The sequence below is a fragment of the Gottfriedia sp. OAE603 genome (genome assembly GCF_040543965.1).
GTDB classification, from domain to species: domain Bacteria; phylum Bacillota; class Bacilli; order Bacillales; family Bacillaceae_G; genus Gottfriedia; species Gottfriedia solisilvae.
Window position 1 is genome coordinate 830487 of sequence record NZ_JBEUNN010000001.1, and the last position, 17896, is coordinate 848382.

Genomic DNA, 17896 nt, shown 5'->3' on the forward strand with positions numbered 1-17896 from the left:
TTATGAGGTTGTACTAAAATATGAAAATAGGTTTGCTAAATTTCAAAGAAAAGGGGGCTGTGAAATGGATGGAATTGGATTAGTTCTAGAAGGTGGCGGTATGAGAGGCATATACACTGCTGGAGTACTTGATTATTTTTTAGAACAAAATATAGAAATTCCTTATGTAATAGGTGTTTCAGCGGGTGCATGCATGGGTTCTTCATATATTTCAAAACAACACGGTCGAAATAAACGTGTAAATACAGAATTTTTACAGCATCCAGATTATATTTCGATAAAAAATTTAATTCGTAATAAGCAATTATTTGGTATGGACTTATTATTTGATATTATTCCAAATGAATTGGATCCTTTTGATTTTGACTCATTTTATGGTGCCAATCAAAAATTTGTTGTTGGTACAACTAATTGTATAACTGGTGAACCTACATATTTTGAAAAAGATGAAATTGTAGATTCAAAAGATATGCTTAATATTATACGAGCTTCGAGCTCACTTCCATTGATGGCTCCGATTGTTGAGTATCAAAACCATATATTATTGGATGGTGGAATTGCAGATCCAATACCATTGCTCAAATCTGAGGAAGATGGAAACAAAAAAAATATCGTTGTATTAACTCGAAATGCGGGATATCGAAAAAAACCATCTCGTGGTAATTGGTATTTGCAAAGAAAATATAGAGATTATCCGGGATTAATTCAAGCGGTGTTAAAGCGTTATGAAATTTATAATAAACAACTAGAATATATAGAAGAACAAGAAAAAGCAGGTAATGTTTTAGTCATTCGTCCATTACAAAAGCTAAAGGTTGGGCGTGTTGAACGAAATAAAGATCGATTATTAGAGCTTTACAAAGAAGGCTATGAAGATGCAAAACGCCTTGGCGAGCAAGTGCTTGAGTTCATATCATTTGAAACAACGACCTGTTGATAAACAGGTCGTTTTCATACTGCCCGCCAAACGCTCGCTTTCTTTGTTGCTTCGCCATCTTGCGGTGCTCATTACCGTTAAAGGTAACTCCGCTCCTCATCCGGCTTCGCGCCTCGAAAGACAAGCGTTTTCAATCAGTCTGAATCTCTAAGTTTTTGTACTTTGTTACAGACTGAAACGACCTGTCAATAAACAGGTCGTTTTTTTGGGGGAGGGATATTTTATTAATCTTTATTATTATCTTTATCGTTATCCTTGTCTTTATCATCTCTTGAATCTAAAAATGACCAATCGAAATCTAAATATGGTTTCATACAGCCACAAATAGGTTTCTTATTACAGCAACGAACACATCTACAATGGCAATCATGATGACAGCAACTATTACAATTACAGCTACGGTGACAGTCACATTGACAGTTATTTCGTCTGCAACGATCGTGGTCATCACAACAGCAATGACGATTCCAGTTATTACAATTAGAATTCGAGTTGCGATTACTTTGGTTGTTCCACACAGTAGAACACCTCCTTGACATATCTACATAAACAAATTATGCAAAACTGTCCTAATTCGTTAAGGCTAGTACCTATTTATTAATAAAAAAGCACATGAATCAATTTAGATTCATGTGCTTTCATCGTTGCCTTCATCAATGTGGGAAAAAAATTAATTGGATTAAAAATAATACTGCGAATAAATAAATGACAGGTTTTATTTCTTTCGCTTTTCCTTTAACGACTTTTAATAGTGGATATGTGATAAACCCTAGTGCAATTCCTGTAGCAATGCTTGAAGTCAGTGGCATTGTAATCACTACAAGAAATGCAGGGAAGGCTTCTTCAAAATTATCCCATTCAATATGACGTACATTTCCCATCATTAAACAACCTACTACGATTAGAGATGGAGATGTAATTGCTGCAACTTCTGAAATTGAGTTAACAAGCGGACTGAAAAATGCTGCAAAAACGAAAAGTATAGCTACGACTAAAGCAGTTAGACCAGTTCTACCTCCAGCTGCAACGCCGGCAGTTGATTCAATGTAAGCTGTTGTTGGTGATGTACCAAACATCGCACCAATTGTTGTACCAAATGAATCTGATAGCATTGCACGACCAGTACGTTTCTCATCTTTATTTTTTAATAAACCAGCTTGAGATGCTACGCCAAGGAATGTACCAGTTGTATCAAAAATGGTAACTAATAAGAATGAGAATACAACTGAATATAATCCATAGTGAACTACATCTGAAGCTGCAGTGATCGGATTTGCGATAATAATACCATCAGGTAATTTTGGTAAAGAAAAAATACTTCCTTTTAAGTGAAGCTGACCCATAAACGCTGCAACAATGGCAGTTGACACCATTCCAAAAAATAATGCGCCATTTACATTTAAGGCAAATAAAATAACTGTAATAGCTAGTCCAATTAAAGTTAGAACAACTTCACGAGAGTGAAGATCACCTAAGCCAACAAGATTACTTGGGTTAGCTACAATAATGTGAGAAAGACGTAAACCGATAAAAGCGATAAATAATCCAATACCAACACTAATTGCATGCTTTAGTGTATTTGGTATTGCATCTATTAAATGAGTTCTAAATTTTGTTAATGATAAAATGACAAACAGTAATCCAGTAATAAATACTGCAGAGAATGCTAATTGGTACGAAATACCATGAGCTTTAGAAACAACTGAATATGCGAAATATGCGTTCATCCCCATACCAGGTGCAATAGCTATTGGATAATTTCCGAACAAAGCCATGAATAATGTCCCGACTAATGTTGCGATGATTGTCGCTGTGAACGCTTGTTGAAATGGTACACCAGCATCAGAAAGGATAATTGGATTTACGATGATAATGTATGCCATTGTTAAAAACGTTGTAAAACCAGCTACAACTTCAGTTTTAACAGATGTATTTGCTTCATTTAATTTAAACATAAGTGTTCTCCTTATAAAAACGAATGATTTACTCAACAGTTATTAATAATATTCGTTTTTTCGCCATTGTGCAATACTTTTTCATGAAAATATTTAAATGGCTTAAGAAGAGTATTCCCAAAAGTAGGATTTGGGTATGCTAATCACGAATTATTTATAAGGAGGAAGGGAAAATGAATCAGAAACAGTATCCAACGAAATTTTCGCCACAACACCAAAATAAGCAACCTGGCATAGAGAAGGAAATGACGCCAATCCCTATTTCAGACGATCCAGATTATCAACCAAGTGGAAAATTAAAAGATAAGGTTGCCATTATTACAGGTGGAGATAGTGGAATTGGAAAGGCCGTTGCAATATTATTCGCAAAGGAAGGGGCATCTGTTTTTATTCCTTATTATGATGAAGATACTGATGCGAATGAAACGAAGCAAAAAATCGAAAGCCTAGGCGGCAAATGTGAAATATTTAAATGCGATATTCGAACAGAAGCTGTATGTAAACAAATTGTACAAAAAACGATTGAATCTTTTGGACAGATCAATATTTTAGTGAATAATGCAGCTGTACAATTTCCTCAAAAGAACTTAGAAGACATTACTGAGGAACAATTAAAAAGAACATTTGAAACAAACATATATCCGTTATTCTTCTTAACGAAAGCATGTTTACCACATATGAAGCAAGGTGACTCAGTGATCAATACTGCTTCAGTTACTGCGTATGCAGGTCACGATCAGTTACTCGATTATTCTTCAACAAAAGGAGCTATTGTTACATTTACTCGATCACTTTCAACAAATCTTGCTCAAAAAGGAATTAGGGTAAACGGGGTTGCACCTGGCCCTATTTGGACTCCATTAATTCCTGCAAGTTTTGATGAACAAAAGGTTGGGAAATTTGGAGTAGATACACCTTTAAAGCGTGCTGGTCAACCAGTAGAAGTTGCACCTGCATATTTGTATTTAGCGAGTAATGAATCTTCTTATGTTACGGGGCAAATCATTCATGTTAATGGTGGGGTTATTGTAAACGGATAATCTAAAAGAGCCATGTACATTCATCTTGTACATGGCTCTTAATTGTTAATACTTAGGCAGGAATGTGTGACAACAAGTTTCACCACTATGAGCAGCAGAGCTTGTTAGATCACCATCTAATACTGCGTTTTCAATTTTTTGATCATAGTCATTTGAATATTCATAAGCTTCAGTTTGTACAATGATAGAGCTTGCTTGACAAAAGTTTCCTTGTCCCCAATGCGAACAGTTTGCAACACTACATCTAATTTCAGGCATAATAACTCCCTCCTTTAAAGTTATTTTCTTCATACTTTACAATCTCATTCAAGCTAAAATTTAGTACTTTTAAGGAGGTTTTAAATTTAGTTCATATAAAATTTCTGAATAGTAAATAAAACATATTGTAAACTTTTGTAAGGTTTTGTAATGTAGAAGGAGAAATACTATTTATAACGAATAACTCTGATTAAGTATAGGAGGAGAAGCAGAATGAATTGGGAAACAACATATGAAAAATGGATTCAAACACCATCACTTGATAAAGAGTTAAAAGAGCAATTAAATGAACTAAAGAGTAATCACCTTATACTTAAGGAAAGTTTTTACCGAAACTTAGAATTCGGAACTGGTGGTATGCGTGGAGAGATTGGTCCTGGAACGAATCGTATGAACATTTATACAATCCGCAAAGCTTCTGCTGGTTTCGCTAAATACATTGCAAGCTTTGGAGAAGATGCAAAAAATCGTGGAGTTGCGATTGCATTTGATTCACGCTATAAAAGTCCTGAATTTGCAATGGAAGCTGCAAAAACATTAGCTACTTTTGGAATTCAAGCATATGTATTTAAAGAATTACGTCCGACTCCGGAATTATCATTTGCAGTTCGTGAATTAAACTGTTTCGGTGGGATTGTTATTACGGCAAGTCATAATCCACCTGAATATAATGGTTTTAAAGTTTATGGGGATGATGGTGGGCAATTACCTCCTGCTGCCGCAGATCAAGTAATCGACCTTGTTAATTCATTTGAAAATGAACTTGAAATCGAAGTGAAAGATGAAAAAGAATTAATTGAAAATGGTTTGATACATACATTAGATGAAAAAATGGATAAATTATATGTAGAACAATTAAAAACAGTTATTGTTAATAAAGAGCTTGTTCGAAAAGAAGGTAAAGATTTAAAAATCGTCTTTACGCCATTACACGGGACAGCTTTAATACCAGCAACAATGTCATTAAAAGCAGTTGGCTTTGAAAATGTCACGATTGTTGAAGAACAAGCAAAAGCAGACCCTAATTTCACAACAGTTAAATCTCCTAATCCTGAAGAACATGCTGCATTTGAATATGCAATTCGATATGGTAAAGAAATTGATGCAGACGTATTAATTGCAACTGATCCTGATGCTGATCGACTAGGCATTGCAACGAAAGACGAAAATGGAGAATATGTAATTTTGACTGGAAATCAAACAGGAGCTTTGATGCTTCATTACTTACTAAGTCAAAGTGAAAATATTCCTTCAAATGCTCTTTTACTTAAAACAATCGTTACATCTGAATTTGGCCAAGTCATTGCTTCATCATTTGGTACAAAAACAATTGATACTTTGACAGGGTTTAAATTTATTGGTGAGAAGATTAAAGAATACGAACAAACAAACGAGTACTCTTTCTTATTTGGTTATGAGGAAAGTTATGGCTACTTAATCAAACCCTTTGTTCGTGACAAAGATGCTATTCAAGCGACTATTCTTGCAGCTGAAATTGCAACTTATTATAAATCAAAAGGTATGACATTGTTTGAAGGATTACATAGCTTATACGAAAAATATGGCTTTTACTTAGAAGGGCTAAAATCATTAACATTAAAAGGCATAGAGGGTACGGAGAAAATCCAAGAAATTTTAACAAATTGTCGTCAAAATCCACCTAAGCAAATTAATGGTTTACAAGTAGTATCAGTTGAAGATTATAAACTTCAAGAAAGAACGATACTTAAGACAGGTCAAAAAGAAGAAATACTTTTACCAAAGTCTAATGTATTAAAGTATCATCTTGAAGACGGTTCATGGGTATGTCTACGACCATCTGGAACAGAACCAAAAATTAAATTTTACTTTGGTATTGTAGGAGAAAATCATCAAGATAGTATCCAAAAATTAAACAGTTTAGAAAAATCTTTTATGGAGAAAATTCAAATATTAGTTTAAAAAAAGAGCGACTAATTTAGTCGCTCTTAGTATTTAGAAAATGAAATGATACTCGAGACCATAAAGTCTGAAGGTTATGTGTTAATGCTCTAAAGATGAAACAAAAGATTCTTCTTCATAATGGTCATCTTTAGTTGCATGTTCAATATGTTGAAACATACCTTTTAATTTTTCGTCAATGACTGCAAGGTCTCGCTCGTACTTAAAGGCGTGTAAGAAATGTTCAATTCGTTTTGAGAATAGCTCATCTTTAGTATTCACCATTAGGACGATCAGTTTGTCCCATTGACAGCAATATGTGTAATACAATGCTAAATCATAATCGGATTGTGCTTGCATTGTGTACCTCCTTCTTAGAGGGTACAAATAGTTTATGAAGAAATGTCTCAAATAGCCTTGAGAGAATTTAACAATGTGATAAACTCTCATTTAAATGGCGTTTATAAATATTGTTAGGAATATAAGTTTAGGTAGAAGGAAAGGAAGAATGACTGAAAAAGCTAAAAGAAATGGAGAAAAGCGGTAAAGGGTAAAGTTAAGAATGAAAAAAAATGTATTAGGAATAATAAATGTAACTACGAACAGTCAATATTTTACCATTACCTAGCCGTTTTAGCTTTTTTCTTGTTATTAATAGGTGCAAAAAATGAAATTTTATATCGCTTCTAGTTTAAGTAATAAAGAACAGGTTAGGTATTTAGCGTCTCGTTTAAAAGATCAAGGATTTTTACATACATATGATTGGACGAAAAACGAAAATGTCAATACGATTGAAAAATTGGCAGCAATATGTATACTCGGCGTCAAATGATCCATTTAATCCAGAAAAAACAACAACATTCTATCATATAGATGGAATCAGTAAATATGTTGGGGATTTTGACCAATTTGTCGGACACATCACTAAGTTGGAACTTGCATATAACGCATGAAGTGAGATCTTCATGTGTTTTTTGTTTTCGAAAAAAGACGAATTTTATTAGTGAAACGCATATGTATTAAGTAGTGAACTAACTATTCGTTTCATGAAATGACATTTCTGTTCATAGAATGATGATAGAAGAGACAGGAGGAGAGTGTGATGAAAGCAAGCGAATATAAAGCCTTGGAATATGCGATTGATGAAATTACGGAGATTGCGAAAGGATTTGGGCTCGATTACTATCCAATGAGATATGAAATTTGCCCTGCAGATATCATCTATACTTTTGGCGCATATGGCATGCCAACACGATTCTCTCACTGGAGCTTTGGAAAGCAATTTTATAAAATGAAGCTTCACTATGACCTTGGACTAAGTAAAATTTATGAATTGGTCATTAACTCAGACCCATGCTATGCATTCCTTTTAGATACAAATTCCCTGGTTCAAAATAAGCTTATAGTTGCACATGTATTAGCCCACTGTGATTTCTTTAAAAACAATGTTCGATTCTCTAATACGAAAAGAGACATGGTTGAAAGTATGGCAGCAACAGCTGAGCGGATCAAACAATATGAACATTTATATGGAAAACAAGAAGTTGAAACGTTCTTAGATGCGGTACTATCTATACAAGAACATATTGACCCATCACTAATACGACCTAAATTAGCTTATGATTTAGAAACTGACTTTCCGTTAAAAGAGAAAAAGCGAGTTACCCCTTATGATGATTTATGGAATATGGATGCAAGTAAAGAAAAGAGAAACGATTCAAATCTTATTCCAATTAAACGCAAACAATTTCCACCTCAACCCGAAAAAGATATCCTCTTATTTATAGAAGAATATTCAAGAGAATTAGAAGAATGGCAAAGAGATATTTTGACAATGCTGCGTGAAGAAATGCTTTATTTCTGGCCACAGCTGGAAACGAAAATTATGAATGAAGGCTGGGCAAGTTTCTGGCACATTCGAATCATGCGAGAGTTGAATCTTGATTCAAATGAAGCTATTGAATATGCAAAACTTAACGCAGGTGTAGTCCAACCATCAAAAACAAGCATCAATCCATACTACTTAGGTCTTCGAATGTTTGAAGACATAGAAGAACGTTATAACAACCCAACAAGAGAAATGAGAGAACTAGGGATAAAACCAGGAAGTGGTCGAGAAAAAATGTTTGAAGTAAGAGAATTAGAATCCGATAGCTCTTTCCTACGAAACTACTTAACGAAAGAACTTGTGATGAGAGAAGACATGTACTTATTCCAACGCCAAGGAAAAGAATATAAAGTCATCGACAAAGCGTGGGAAGCAGTTCGAGATCAGTTAGTCGTCAGCAGAGTAAACGGTGGGTTCCCTTATATAGTGGTTCAAGATGGAGATTATTTAAAAAATGGTGAGCTTTACTTGAAACATTCTTATGAAACCATGGAACTCGACATTAAATATGTAGAAAAAGTTATGCCATATATTCATCAACTTTGGGGTAGAGGTGTACACTTAGAGACAAATATCGAAGGGAAGTCAGTGTTATTTAGTTACGATGGAAAGAATATTCATCGAAAATATATTTAAACCACCTTCAATCTGTCTGAATTTCTTAGTTTTGGTACTTTGTAAACAAACAGAAACCACCTTAGAGTAGGTGGTTTTTCTCTAGCTTTATCTATTTGGGTCTTTTGATATAGACGGTTAATAAACTCTTGCAAAAATCTTCCTTTCAAAACAACTAAGAAGAACATTAGATTCGTGTGAACTAATACTTAAGTTAATTTATTTAAAAAGTATGAACACGAACGAATAGTAAGGAGGGTGACATGATCTTAAATGTTGCTGAGATGGGATTTTATGATCTTTTCTCTATTTCCCATATCGTTACGCTAATTGTATTTTTTACTTTATGTTTTGCTGGAATCATTTACAGAAATAAAATTGAGCCTTATAAAAAACCAATCAAGTGGATCCTTTTTATTACTTTACTTTCATGCTTGATTGGGTTTCAAGTATACCTTGTTTTAATTGATGGTTGGAAACCGAAATATCTTCCATTACAACTGTGTTCATTCAGTGCGTACTTTGCATTGTATTTATTCTTGAAAAAAGATAAAAATGTATTTAATATCTTATTTTTTATCGGCATACTTCCTCCGATTCTAAGTATGCTAACACCTGATTTGGTATATAAGTTTCCGCATTTTCGGTTTATTAGATATTATCTTCAACATTCGGCAATTCCTTTATCGGTCTTATACTTTATCCTCTTTGAAGGGTATAGGGTTTCAAAAAAAGCCATTTGGTCTACCTTTATCTTTTTGAATATACTTGCTGTGCCAATTTATATGTTGAACATGGTCCTTGATACTAACTTTTTTTTCTTGATGAGTCCGGCACTAGAAAGCAAAACCTTATTAAACTATTTCGGAAATGGAATTATGTATTACATTAATATTGAAATCGTTGCGGTAATCTCGCTTTATGTAACTTATATACCAATGGGAATTTTAAAGAAAAAAGAAAGAGAGAGTCTGATGAAAGTTGAGGTAGAAGGATAAATTCGTTAATAAAACCACCTTTTAAGAGGTGGTTTCATTGTGTAGTTAAAGTCTAATATACTCATTATTCATAATGTTATAGTTCTCTAACATCATTCTATTTATTAGGAGCCAGCTTCTAGTCGTTTCATATTTGTAGTAATCAAGAAATGTTTGTTTTTCTTTTTTTTCATTATTCGTTGCCTTCTTAAATCACTACAATATTCTCTACATACTATATTCCTTTAAAGTAATATGAAAGATTTTACGTTCAACCCTACCTTTATGCCCGATAATCCTGTACCAGTTTTGTCCAATATAAAAAGGCGTTGAAATCATTTTTTCTATATAATCGGAAATCATTTCAATTGGTTCATGAATTTCATTTTTACAAGACAAAGCAATGACAAAATAAGAGTTATCATTCTCTAACTCAAGTAACCTAAGATGATAATGACCAATCTGTTTTTCATTAAACTCTTTTAATACTTTCAAAATGCTTTTCTGTATATCTATTTCATAATCTTTTGCTTCTTTCCAGTTTGATATAAGGGAGTCATTAAGAGAAAGGGTCAGAATATAATAAGAGGCATAATCCTTAGGGTTAAACTCTTCATTTTCAACTTTTTGTCGATCTTGAGGTGGAACAACAAATTCTTTATAGTTTGCAAAAAAGTTTTCACTCATGTTTATACCTACTTTCTTATGAAATACCCCAAAAAGAAGAAGCTTAAAATGTATGTTCACTAACATCAAATTTAGTAGTTTTTCTCGAATAAGGAAGCAACTATCTTAATGAAAATAAATCTATTTTAACTACTTCTTCACCAAACTCCCACTATCGTATTCGGAGCTGATCATTTTTTGAATATGGAGCCTATTTAATAGTTTTACCTTTTCACGTCAAAATTACACATAGTTAATCATGTCCAAAATCTCTAAAAAAATTCTCATGTAAGTTTTTTGCTGAGAATTTATTTCACTAAAGGTATTCAACTCCTACTTTAATAATATTTATTTATTAAATGCAGAATAATAGTATGTGAAAAAAGGCAACTAAGATGGTGTTTCCATTGTAGCTTCATGATTGGTTTGATTCGTCATCGTAAGTTCGTCAGGAGGTCAGAAATTGAAGTATAGAATTGAGAAAGATTCAATTGGTGAGATTAACGTTCCAGCAGATAAATTATGGGGAGCACAGACACAGCGAAGCTTTCAAAACTTTAAAATAGGTACTGAGAGAATGCCAGTTCAATTAATACATGCATTAGCAATCATAAAAAAGTGTGCAGCATTGGTAAATAAAGAGCTAGGTAAATTGGATAATGAAAAAGCAGATGCAATAATTGAAGCTGTAAATGAAATTCTAAGTGGAAAACTAGATGAACATTTTCCTCTTGTAGTTTGGCAAACTGGTAGCGGTACGCAAACAAATATGAATGTAAATGAAGTAATCGCACATAGAGGAAATCAAATACTTGAAGCACTTGGAAGTAAAAAGAGCATTCATCCAAATGATGATGTGAATAAGTCACAAAGCTCGAATGATACATTTCCAACTGCAATGCATATAGCAGCTATCATTGAATTAAATAAACAATTACTTCCTGCTTTAAATGAACTGAAAAATACTTTTTTGCAAAAGGCAGATCAATATCAGCATATTATTAAAATAGGTCGAACGCATTTACAAGATGCAACGCCTTTAACTTTAGGGCAAGAAATTAGTGGATGGCATCGTATGCTTGAGAAAAATGAGCAAATGATATTGGGCAGTATGAAATTTATGAACGAACTTGCTATTGGTGGAACTGCGGTAGGAACTGGCCTAAATGCACATCCCATGTTTGGTGAGCTGGTTGCAAAAGAAATTAGTTTGTTTACTGGATATGAATTTACATCAGCAAAGAATAAATTTCATGCATTAACAAGCCATGATGAAATGGTCTATACTCATGGTGCGCTCAAAGCACTGGCTACTGATCTAATGAAAATTGCGAATGATGTAAGGTGGATGGCGAGTGGACCAAGAAGTGGAATTGGTGAAATAATGATCCCTTCAAATGAGCCAGGAAGTTCAATCATGCCAGGTAAAGTAAATCCAACACAATCTGAAGCAATGACTATGGTCGTAACTCAAATCGTAGGAAATGATATGACGATCGCATTTGCTGCGAGTCAAGGAAACTTCGAATTGAATGTGTTTAAACCAGTTATTATTTATAATTTTCTTCAGTCGATTAGACTGCTAGCAGATGTGATGAACTCATTTAACGAGCATTGTGCGAACGGGTTAGAAGCAAATATAGAAGTCATAAAAAGTCATTTAAATAATTCACTTATGCTAGTAACTGCACTAAATCCTCACATCGGCTATGAAAAAGCAGCTAGTATTGCCAAATTAGCTTATGAAGAAGGTACGACCCTAAAAGAAGCAGCCTTAAAAACAGGATTTCTTACAGAAGAGGATTTTGACCGGATTGTTAAACCAGAAAAAATGACTAAACCAAAAGAATAAGTTACTTAGACTTTATGGAAATGAAAAGACTTGTAGTAGATAATAAATCTTTAAAATACAGCGTTATAAATAACTGAAAAATCTAACATTTATAAAATGGGTTGACTCAATTTTTTAAATCGGTTAATCTTGGTTCAATCAGTCGGAAATTATATAAATACATAAAAATAATCTTATCCAGAGAGGTGGAGGGAATTGGCCCTATGATACCTCAGCAACAGGTTCTTTTGAACACTGTGCTAATTCCATCAGGTAATACCTGAAAGATAAGAAGAGATGATATTTAATCTAGTCCTCTTCTATCTTAGAAGAGGATTTTTTTTATTAAGTGTTTTAGAGATGTAATGCTTGCATAATAAAATAAATAATATTTTATCCAAAAGAGGTGCAGGGACTGGCCCAAGGATACCTCGGCAACGGGTTCTTTATCATACCTTGCCAATTCCAGGGGATATCCCTTATTGAGAGGGTTTTTAATATGTTGTTTAAAGGAGGCAGATGGATTTTTATAATAATAATACCAAGTATTCTTATAAGAAAAGTAAAGTTTTGTAAAGAGAATAGATAAAAATATTTGTGTTGTAAGGAGGATTTAAATTGGAAAATATGTTAAGAAAATTGGTTGAAACTCGAAAGAATGATCTAATCAACAAGTTGATCAAAGTTGGAGTTTATAAAATAGAATCATCTCATTTATTTGAAATTACGCTATCAGAGTTAGAAGAAGAATATACTCGAGTAATGAATGAAAAAAAGCACAATAGAGTTCATTAATTATATGGCTCTGTTCATACAGTTGAAATAAGATTTCTAGAGAACGCCCCATCAAGCCGGCGTGTCTTCTAGCAGAGTTTTTAGGATCGTCTAAAAAAATGTAAGTTTTTATTTGAATAGGAATTAGTGCGACATTAACCAAAAAAATATGAATAAAATAACGGTATTAAATGTTATATCAATGATATGAAAATATGTTTGGGATGTGATGAAAATGAATATCGAAAATATTGAAGCGTTTATTTACGTGATTCACTATGGGAGTTTTAATAAAGCAGCAGATTCTTTATTTTTATCACAGCCAACTGTTACTGCTAGAATTCAATCATTAGAAAGAGAATTAAACTGCAAGCTTTTTCATCGAACTGGAAAACAAGTGATGATCACAGAAGAGGGAAAACGTTTTTTACCTTATGCACAACAAGTCGTGCAAATTTATGAAAAGGGTAAGATGCATATAAATCAAAAAAAATCGCAAACAAATGAATTAAAGATAGGGTGTACAGTTTCTGTTTCAAACTATGTCATTTCCGAGATTATTCCTAAACTCTCAGTCATGAATGATGAGGTACATTATAAAATGATTACGGGTAGTACAGATGAATTGGTGAAGAAGACATTAAATAATGAAATTGATATTGCATTTGTAAGGAAGATTAGTCATCCTAGTTTACAATCTATTAAATTATTTGAGGATCCTATTACTTTATATGTTTATGAGGACCATCCTTTTATTTCTAAACAATCTATCAGCATCCAAGACATTGCTAAGGAGAATCTTATTTTCTTTGAGTGTGGTTCTTTAGATTGGCTTAGAATTCATCGTTTGTTTGAAAATCTAGAATCCCCACCTAATATAAAAATACATACAGATAGTTCAGAAATGGCCAAAAAGCTAATACTAGAGAAATTTGGAATTGCCTTCTTGCCTAGTATTAGTGTTAAGAAGGAAGTGAAAGACGGGTTATTATACCCTATCCATATTGAAGAAACGAAGGGGATTTATTTACAGACTAATATCTTTTGTAATCGAGGAGAGTATTCCGAATTAGTAAATGAAATAGTTAAATTAAGTAAAGAGTTGGTAAAATAGCCAACTCTTTTTTTGATTATTCTCATATAGATCAAGCAAATTTTTTTAAAGATAGTAAAAAATTACATAGGCTAATTCAAATATTCAATAATTGTATAGAAAAGTTCTATTAGAAATTAGATTGACGAAATTTTCAGTCAATGATAAAGTTGGTAACAATTAATTCCTAGTTAACCAATAAGAAATATAGGTATTAACTGATTTTCATAGAGGAGGTAGATACTTTGAAGGATATTGTTATTATTTCATCAAGTTCATCAACAAAATCCAGATTAAACGGCATCGTTCAATATGTACAGAGGAAATGGGAATATGAGGGATTGAATGTATGCCAAGTTAACATAAGGGAGTTACCAGCAGAGTCTTTAATAAATAGTGACTTTCTAGATGCAGAAATAAAAGAAGCACTAAATAAAATCGAAAATTCCATTGGAATCGTGATTGCTGGTCCCGTTTATAAAGCATCATATTCCGGTGTATTAAAAACATTTTTAGATTTGATACCTCAAAATGGATTAAAAAACAAAGTCATTTTACCTGTATTTATTGGTGGTACGATCGCTCATTTATTGAGCCTAGAGTATGCACTAAAGCCAGTTCTCTCAGTTCTTGGAGGAAAACATTTTGTAACAGGTGTTTATGCGATTGATGATTGGATAAAAAGAGAAGACAATAATGAGTTTATTTTATCAGATGAATTAACAGAAAGGTTGAACATAGCCATGGAAGAATTTTCAGAAGAGTTAATTTGGCAAGCGCTAAGACCACAAGGAACAAAACTTTAAAAAAATGAGAAATGAGGAAATGAAGATGAAGAAATTTGCGATTACATTTGCAATACTAATTGTTTTAGTCCTAATTATTGCTGGGGTGCTAAGAAATAATAAAGACAAAGAAAGTGCAGAGGCCTCAGGTACAAAAGCTAAAGTACAAAATATTGTTGTTGGTACGGGTACACAATTTCCAAATGTATGCTTTATCGACAAAGATGGAAATTTAACTGGTTTTGACGTTGAACTAGTTAAGGAAATAGATAAAAGATTACCAGAATACAAGTTTGATTTAAAAACATACGAATTCGCAAGCTTATTATTAAGTTTAGAAACAAAGAAAATTGATTTTGTTGCTCATGAAATTGAAAAAAACCCAGAGAGAGAAAAGAAGTACTTATTTAACAAAGTAAGCTATGCACACTGGAGAAATAAAATTGTTGTAGCAAAAGATAATGATTCGATTCAATCAATAGATGATTTAAAAGGTAAAAAAGTATTAACAACTGCTACAAGTGCAGAAGCACAAATTCTAGAAAACTATAATAAAGAACATAATAACGCGATTAAGATTGTTTATCAAAATGGTGGAGCAAATGATACTGTTCAACAAATTACCTCTGGACGTGTGGATGCAACAGTTGCAGCCGATTTTGTTCTATCACTAACAGATCCAACAGGTGAATTAAAAACTGTAGGACCGGCTTTAACAGAGGCAGATGTATTATTTGCATTTAGAAAGAATGACGCAAAAGATCAAAAATTGGCAAATTCTATAGATGAAGCATTAGTTGAAATTAAAGCTGATGGAACACTAGCAAACTTAAGTAAAAAGTGGTTGGGAGCAGATTTCACTTCAGATAACTAAAGATAAATCTAAAGGGTGAGAAGAAATGGGTGCTGAGTTTAAAGTTGGTTTAATCTTCGAATACTTTTTGAAATTATTACCATTTATAAAGATATCTTTGATTATTGTAGGGAGTTCAATTTTAGTAGGTTTAGGCGTTGGATTGCTCGTCGCTCTACCTAGAATGTATAAGGTACCTATATTTCAAAGATTATCACAGTTGTATGTTTCATTTTTTAGAGGGACCCCAATCTTAATTCAATTATTTTTGATTTACTATGGAGTACCTGAAATATTAAAGCTATTAAATGTAGATGTTAGTCGATTCGATGTTTTATATTTTGTCATTTTAACATATGGGTTACACAGTGCAGCTTTTATATCTGAAGGTATTCGAGCTTCAGTTAGTGCGGTCGATCGTGGTCAAATTGAAGCAGCATATTCAGTTGGAATGAATGGTTACGAGGCATTTAAGCGCATTATTGCGCCGCAGGCATTCGCTATATGGATTCCGATTTTAGGGAACTTAATAATAGGAACATTAAAAGACACGTCGCTCGCATTTACTTTAGGTGTGATGGAATTAACTGGTCAATCACAAACATTAGGATTATTAAATCGTCATTTTATCGAATCCTATCTTGCTTTAGCATTGGTTTACTTTATATTAAGTGTTTTTCTTGAAAAAGGATTTATCTTATTAGAAAGACGATTTATAAAATATGAAAAAACAAGAGTGGAAAAGTCAGGAAACGCCTTTAAAATTCGTAATTTATTCGGAAAATTGAATCGCGATGTCATCGTAGTGAAAGAAGGTACTAGACTATGAAACTGGATCTCTCTTTTATTTGGACAGCATTTCTACAAATTTTACCCGCGATACCAAATACTCTTTTCATAACGGTCGTTTCCGTTTTTATAGGATTTTTAATTGGAACCTTTACTGCAATTGTTCGCATTTATAAAGTGCCATTTTTAAGTCAAATTGCATCTGGCTACGTAACAGTTGTTAGAGGTACACCAATGATTACTCATTTGCTAATTATCTATTACTCTTTATCAATGTTGTTAGATTCATTAGCTAAAAATTATCACCTTCCATTTAATTCAGCTTCTATTCCAATGATGGTTTTTGCAATTATTTCATTTTCTATTACAGCGGGAGCTTATCTATCAGAAGTTGTTAGAGCAGGTATTACAAGTATTGATCGTGGACAAATTGAAGCGGCTTATTCAGTAGGAATGACAACTACACAAGCTTTAAAACGAATCATTTTTCCACAAGCTTTTGCAATTAGTCTACCAAATTTGTCAAATACATTTATTGGTATGCTACACGGTTCAACACTAGCATTTATTGTTTCAGTAGTTGATATTAACGCAAAAGCACAAATTGTAGCGTCTACAAATTGGAAATTTTTTGAAGCGTATATTGCAGCAGCTTTAATCTTTTGGGGAATCACGATTGTCATAGAAAAGATGACAAGTTTACTAGAGAAGAGATTCAGTGTATATAGTAGAGGCGGTGTGAAATGATTACGCTAGAAAATGTATCGAAATCATTTGGCAAAAACCAGGTTTTAAAAGGAATTGATTTAACAGTAAATAAAGGAGAAGTTGTTGCGATCCTTGGTCCTAGTGGGTCAGGAAAGACCACCTTACTTCGTTGCATTAATCATTTGGAAAAGCCGAATAAAGGAAAAATTAAAATAGATAATTTTCAGGTTGATTTTAGTCGAGCTTCTAAAGCAGAAATTCTCTCTCTGCGCCAGAAAACAGCAATGGTGTTTCAACAATTTAATTTATTTAAAAATAAAACGGTTGTTGAAAATGTCATGGAAGGTTTGATTGTTGCAAAGAAACTGCCAAAGGAAGAGGCGTTCAAGAAAAGCGTAGAACTACTTGAAAAAGTAGGTTTAGGAAATAAGCTAAATTCCTATCCGGTTCAGTTATCTGGTGGGCAACAACAAAGAGTTGGGATTGCTCGTGCCCTTGCTTTAAATCCTGACGTCATTCTATTTGATGAACCTACTTCTGCATTAGATCCTGAATTAGTTGGTGAAGTATTATCGATTATTAGAAAAATAGCAAAAGAAGGAATTACAATGATCATCGTTACGCACGAAATGGCATTTGCTAGAGATGTTGCCAATCATGTGGTGTTTATGGATGAGGGGGTAATTGTTGAAGAGGGAAACCCTAAGGAGATTTTTCAATACCCAAAAGAAGAAAGAACGATACAGTTTTTAAAGCGATTTTCTGAAGAGGAAATGTACTATATTTAATCAAAAATGGAGGAAAGTA

19 protein-coding genes and 2 riboswitches are annotated in these 17896 nt (G+C 33.1%); of the genes, 15 read left to right on the plus strand and 4 right to left on the minus strand.

Going from position 1 to position 17896, the window contains the following annotated elements; translation table 11 throughout:
* Positions 1-64 precede the first annotated feature (64 nt).
* Positions 65-937: a patatin-like phospholipase family protein gene (locus ABID96_RS04090; RefSeq protein ID WP_192600940.1), complete on the plus strand. Its 873-nt coding sequence runs from the start codon at positions 65-67 to the stop codon at positions 935-937.
* Between the two features lie 359 nt (positions 938-1296).
* The gene (locus tag ABID96_RS04095) at positions 1297-1473 is read left to right on the plus strand and encodes a hypothetical protein (protein WP_377896657.1); all 177 of its coding nucleotides are present in this window, start codon (positions 1297-1299) and stop codon (positions 1471-1473) included.
* Between the two features lie 117 nt (positions 1474-1590).
* On the opposite strand, the gene ABID96_RS04100 is transcribed toward ABID96_RS04095, so the two are convergent.
* A complete protein-coding gene (locus ABID96_RS04100; protein WP_192600942.1) occupies positions 1591-2892 on the minus strand; it encodes an NCS2 family permease in 1302 nt (433 codons plus the stop codon).
* 173 nt (positions 2893-3065) lie between these two features.
* Between ABID96_RS04100 and ABID96_RS04105 the strand changes: the two genes are divergently transcribed.
* Positions 3066-3932, plus strand: a complete 867-nt coding sequence (locus ABID96_RS04105; protein ID WP_192600943.1) for an SDR family oxidoreductase — start codon at positions 3066-3068, stop codon at positions 3930-3932.
* Between the two features lie 45 nt (positions 3933-3977).
* On the opposite strand, the gene ABID96_RS04110 is transcribed toward ABID96_RS04105, so the two are convergent.
* Positions 3978-4190, minus strand: coding sequence for a DUF1540 domain-containing protein (locus tag ABID96_RS04110; RefSeq protein WP_192600944.1), 213 nt, complete (start codon positions 4188-4190; stop codon positions 3978-3980).
* A 213-nt stretch (positions 4191-4403) separates the two neighbouring features.
* Between ABID96_RS04110 and ABID96_RS04115 the strand changes: the two genes are divergently transcribed.
* Positions 4404-6131, plus strand: a complete 1728-nt coding sequence (locus ABID96_RS04115; protein WP_192600945.1) for a phospho-sugar mutase — start codon at positions 4404-4406, stop codon at positions 6129-6131.
* An 81-nt stretch (positions 6132-6212) separates the two neighbouring features.
* Here ABID96_RS04115 and ABID96_RS04120 read toward each other — a convergent pair whose 3' ends face one another.
* Positions 6213-6470, minus strand: a complete 258-nt coding sequence (locus ABID96_RS04120; RefSeq protein WP_192600946.1) for a YhdB family protein — start codon at positions 6468-6470, stop codon at positions 6213-6215.
* A 398-nt stretch (positions 6471-6868) separates the two neighbouring features.
* On the opposite strand from ABID96_RS04120, the gene ABID96_RS04125 reads away from it, so the two are divergent.
* From ABID96_RS04125 to ABID96_RS04135, 3 genes are all read left to right on the plus strand, one after another.
* On the plus strand, positions 6869-7063 hold the full coding sequence (locus ABID96_RS04125) for a hypothetical protein (protein ID WP_377896660.1): 195 nt from the start codon (positions 6869-6871) through the stop codon (positions 7061-7063).
* Between the two features lie 149 nt (positions 7064-7212).
* Positions 7213-8634, plus strand: coding sequence for a SpoVR family protein (locus ABID96_RS04130; protein ID WP_087999759.1), 1422 nt, complete (start codon positions 7213-7215; stop codon positions 8632-8634).
* A gap of 242 nt (positions 8635-8876) precedes the next feature.
* Positions 8877-9611, plus strand: a complete 735-nt coding sequence (locus ABID96_RS04135) for a YwaF family protein (RefSeq protein WP_377896662.1) — start codon at positions 8877-8879, stop codon at positions 9609-9611.
* A 207-nt stretch (positions 9612-9818) separates the two neighbouring features.
* Here the strand turns inward: ABID96_RS04135 and ABID96_RS04140 are convergent, their stop codons facing one another.
* On the minus strand, positions 9819-10277 hold the full coding sequence (locus ABID96_RS04140; protein WP_192600948.1) for a hypothetical protein: 459 nt from the start codon (positions 10275-10277) through the stop codon (positions 9819-9821).
* Between the two features lie 442 nt (positions 10278-10719).
* Between ABID96_RS04140 and fumC the strand changes: the two genes are divergently transcribed.
* The 8 genes from fumC to ABID96_RS04180 all read left to right on the plus strand — a co-directional run bounded on the left by fumC (position 10720) and on the right by ABID96_RS04180 (position 17877).
* A complete protein-coding gene (gene fumC / locus ABID96_RS04145) occupies positions 10720-12108 on the plus strand; it encodes a class II fumarate hydratase (RefSeq protein WP_192600949.1) in 1389 nt (462 codons plus the stop codon).
* Positions 12109-12278: 170 nt separating this feature from the next.
* A riboswitch (SAM riboswitch) is annotated at positions 12279-12381 on the plus strand.
* Between the two features lie 96 nt (positions 12382-12477).
* A riboswitch (SAM riboswitch) is annotated at positions 12478-12579 on the plus strand.
* Positions 12580-12714: 135 nt separating this feature from the next.
* A complete protein-coding gene (locus ABID96_RS04150) occupies positions 12715-12882 on the plus strand; it encodes a Fur-regulated basic protein FbpA (protein ID WP_235821453.1) in 168 nt (55 codons plus the stop codon).
* A 214-nt stretch (positions 12883-13096) separates the two neighbouring features.
* Positions 13097-13975 (plus strand): LysR family transcriptional regulator, encoded by an 879-nt coding sequence (locus ABID96_RS04155; protein ID WP_192600950.1) that lies wholly within the window; start codon positions 13097-13099, stop codon positions 13973-13975.
* A gap of 224 nt (positions 13976-14199) precedes the next feature.
* A complete protein-coding gene (ssuE, locus tag ABID96_RS04160; protein ID WP_192600951.1) occupies positions 14200-14760 on the plus strand; it encodes an NADPH-dependent FMN reductase in 561 nt (186 codons plus the stop codon).
* Between the two features lie 25 nt (positions 14761-14785).
* Positions 14786-15613: a transporter substrate-binding domain-containing protein gene (locus tag ABID96_RS04165; protein ID WP_377896663.1), complete on the plus strand. Its 828-nt coding sequence runs from the start codon at positions 14786-14788 to the stop codon at positions 15611-15613.
* Positions 15614-15638: 25 nt separating this feature from the next.
* The gene (locus tag ABID96_RS04170; RefSeq protein WP_192600953.1) at positions 15639-16421 is read left to right on the plus strand and encodes an amino acid ABC transporter permease; all 783 of its coding nucleotides are present in this window, start codon (positions 15639-15641) and stop codon (positions 16419-16421) included.
* Entirely contained in the window at positions 16418-17128 is a 711-nt protein-coding gene (locus tag ABID96_RS04175; protein WP_192600954.1) for an amino acid ABC transporter permease, read from the plus strand. Before ABID96_RS04170 ends, ABID96_RS04175 begins: the two co-directional genes overlap by 4 nt.
* Positions 17125-17877: an amino acid ABC transporter ATP-binding protein gene (locus ABID96_RS04180; RefSeq protein WP_192600955.1), complete on the plus strand. Its 753-nt coding sequence runs from the start codon at positions 17125-17127 to the stop codon at positions 17875-17877. The genes ABID96_RS04175 and ABID96_RS04180 overlap by 4 nt, the downstream gene beginning before the upstream one ends.
* Positions 17878-17896 lie beyond the last annotated feature (19 nt).

Coding starts and splice junctions, on each gene's coding strand:
- ABID96_RS04135 (WP_377896662.1), top strand. CDS start 8,877: ATGATCTTAAATGTTGCTGAGATGGGATTTTATGATCTTTTCTCTATT.
- ABID96_RS04180 (WP_192600955.1), top strand. CDS start 17,125: ATGATTACGCTAGAAAATGTATCGAAATCATTTGGCAAAAACCAGGTT.
- ABID96_RS04095 (WP_377896657.1), top strand. CDS start 1,297: ATGGCAATCATGATGACAGCAACTATTACAATTACAGCTACGGTGACA.
- ABID96_RS04120 (WP_192600946.1), bottom strand. CDS start 6,470: ATGCAAGCACAATCCGATTATGATTTAGCATTGTATTACACATATTGC.
- ABID96_RS04100 (WP_192600942.1), bottom strand. CDS start 2,892: ATGTTTAAATTAAATGAAGCAAATACATCTGTTAAAACTGAAGTTGTA.
- ABID96_RS04155 (WP_192600950.1), top strand. CDS start 13,097: ATGAATATCGAAAATATTGAAGCGTTTATTTACGTGATTCACTATGGG.
- ABID96_RS04110 (WP_192600944.1), bottom strand. CDS start 4,190: ATGCCTGAAATTAGATGTAGTGTTGCAAACTGTTCGCATTGGGGACAA.
- ABID96_RS04175 (WP_192600954.1), top strand. CDS start 16,418: ATGAAACTGGATCTCTCTTTTATTTGGACAGCATTTCTACAAATTTTA.
- ABID96_RS04140 (WP_192600948.1), bottom strand. CDS start 10,277: ATGAGTGAAAACTTTTTTGCAAACTATAAAGAATTTGTTGTTCCACCT.
- ABID96_RS04125 (WP_377896660.1), top strand. CDS start 6,869: ATGATTGGACGAAAAACGAAAATGTCAATACGATTGAAAAATTGGCAG.
- ABID96_RS04150 (WP_235821453.1), top strand. CDS start 12,715: ATGTTAAGAAAATTGGTTGAAACTCGAAAGAATGATCTAATCAACAAG.
- ABID96_RS04165 (WP_377896663.1), top strand. CDS start 14,786: ATGAAGAAATTTGCGATTACATTTGCAATACTAATTGTTTTAGTCCTA.
- ABID96_RS04130 (WP_087999759.1), top strand. CDS start 7,213: ATGAAAGCAAGCGAATATAAAGCCTTGGAATATGCGATTGATGAAATT.
- ABID96_RS04115 (WP_192600945.1), top strand. CDS start 4,404: ATGAATTGGGAAACAACATATGAAAAATGGATTCAAACACCATCACTT.
- ABID96_RS04170 (WP_192600953.1), top strand. CDS start 15,639: ATGGGTGCTGAGTTTAAAGTTGGTTTAATCTTCGAATACTTTTTGAAA.
- ABID96_RS04105 (WP_192600943.1), top strand. CDS start 3,066: ATGAATCAGAAACAGTATCCAACGAAATTTTCGCCACAACACCAAAAT.
- ABID96_RS04090 (WP_192600940.1), top strand. CDS start 65: ATGGATGGAATTGGATTAGTTCTAGAAGGTGGCGGTATGAGAGGCATA.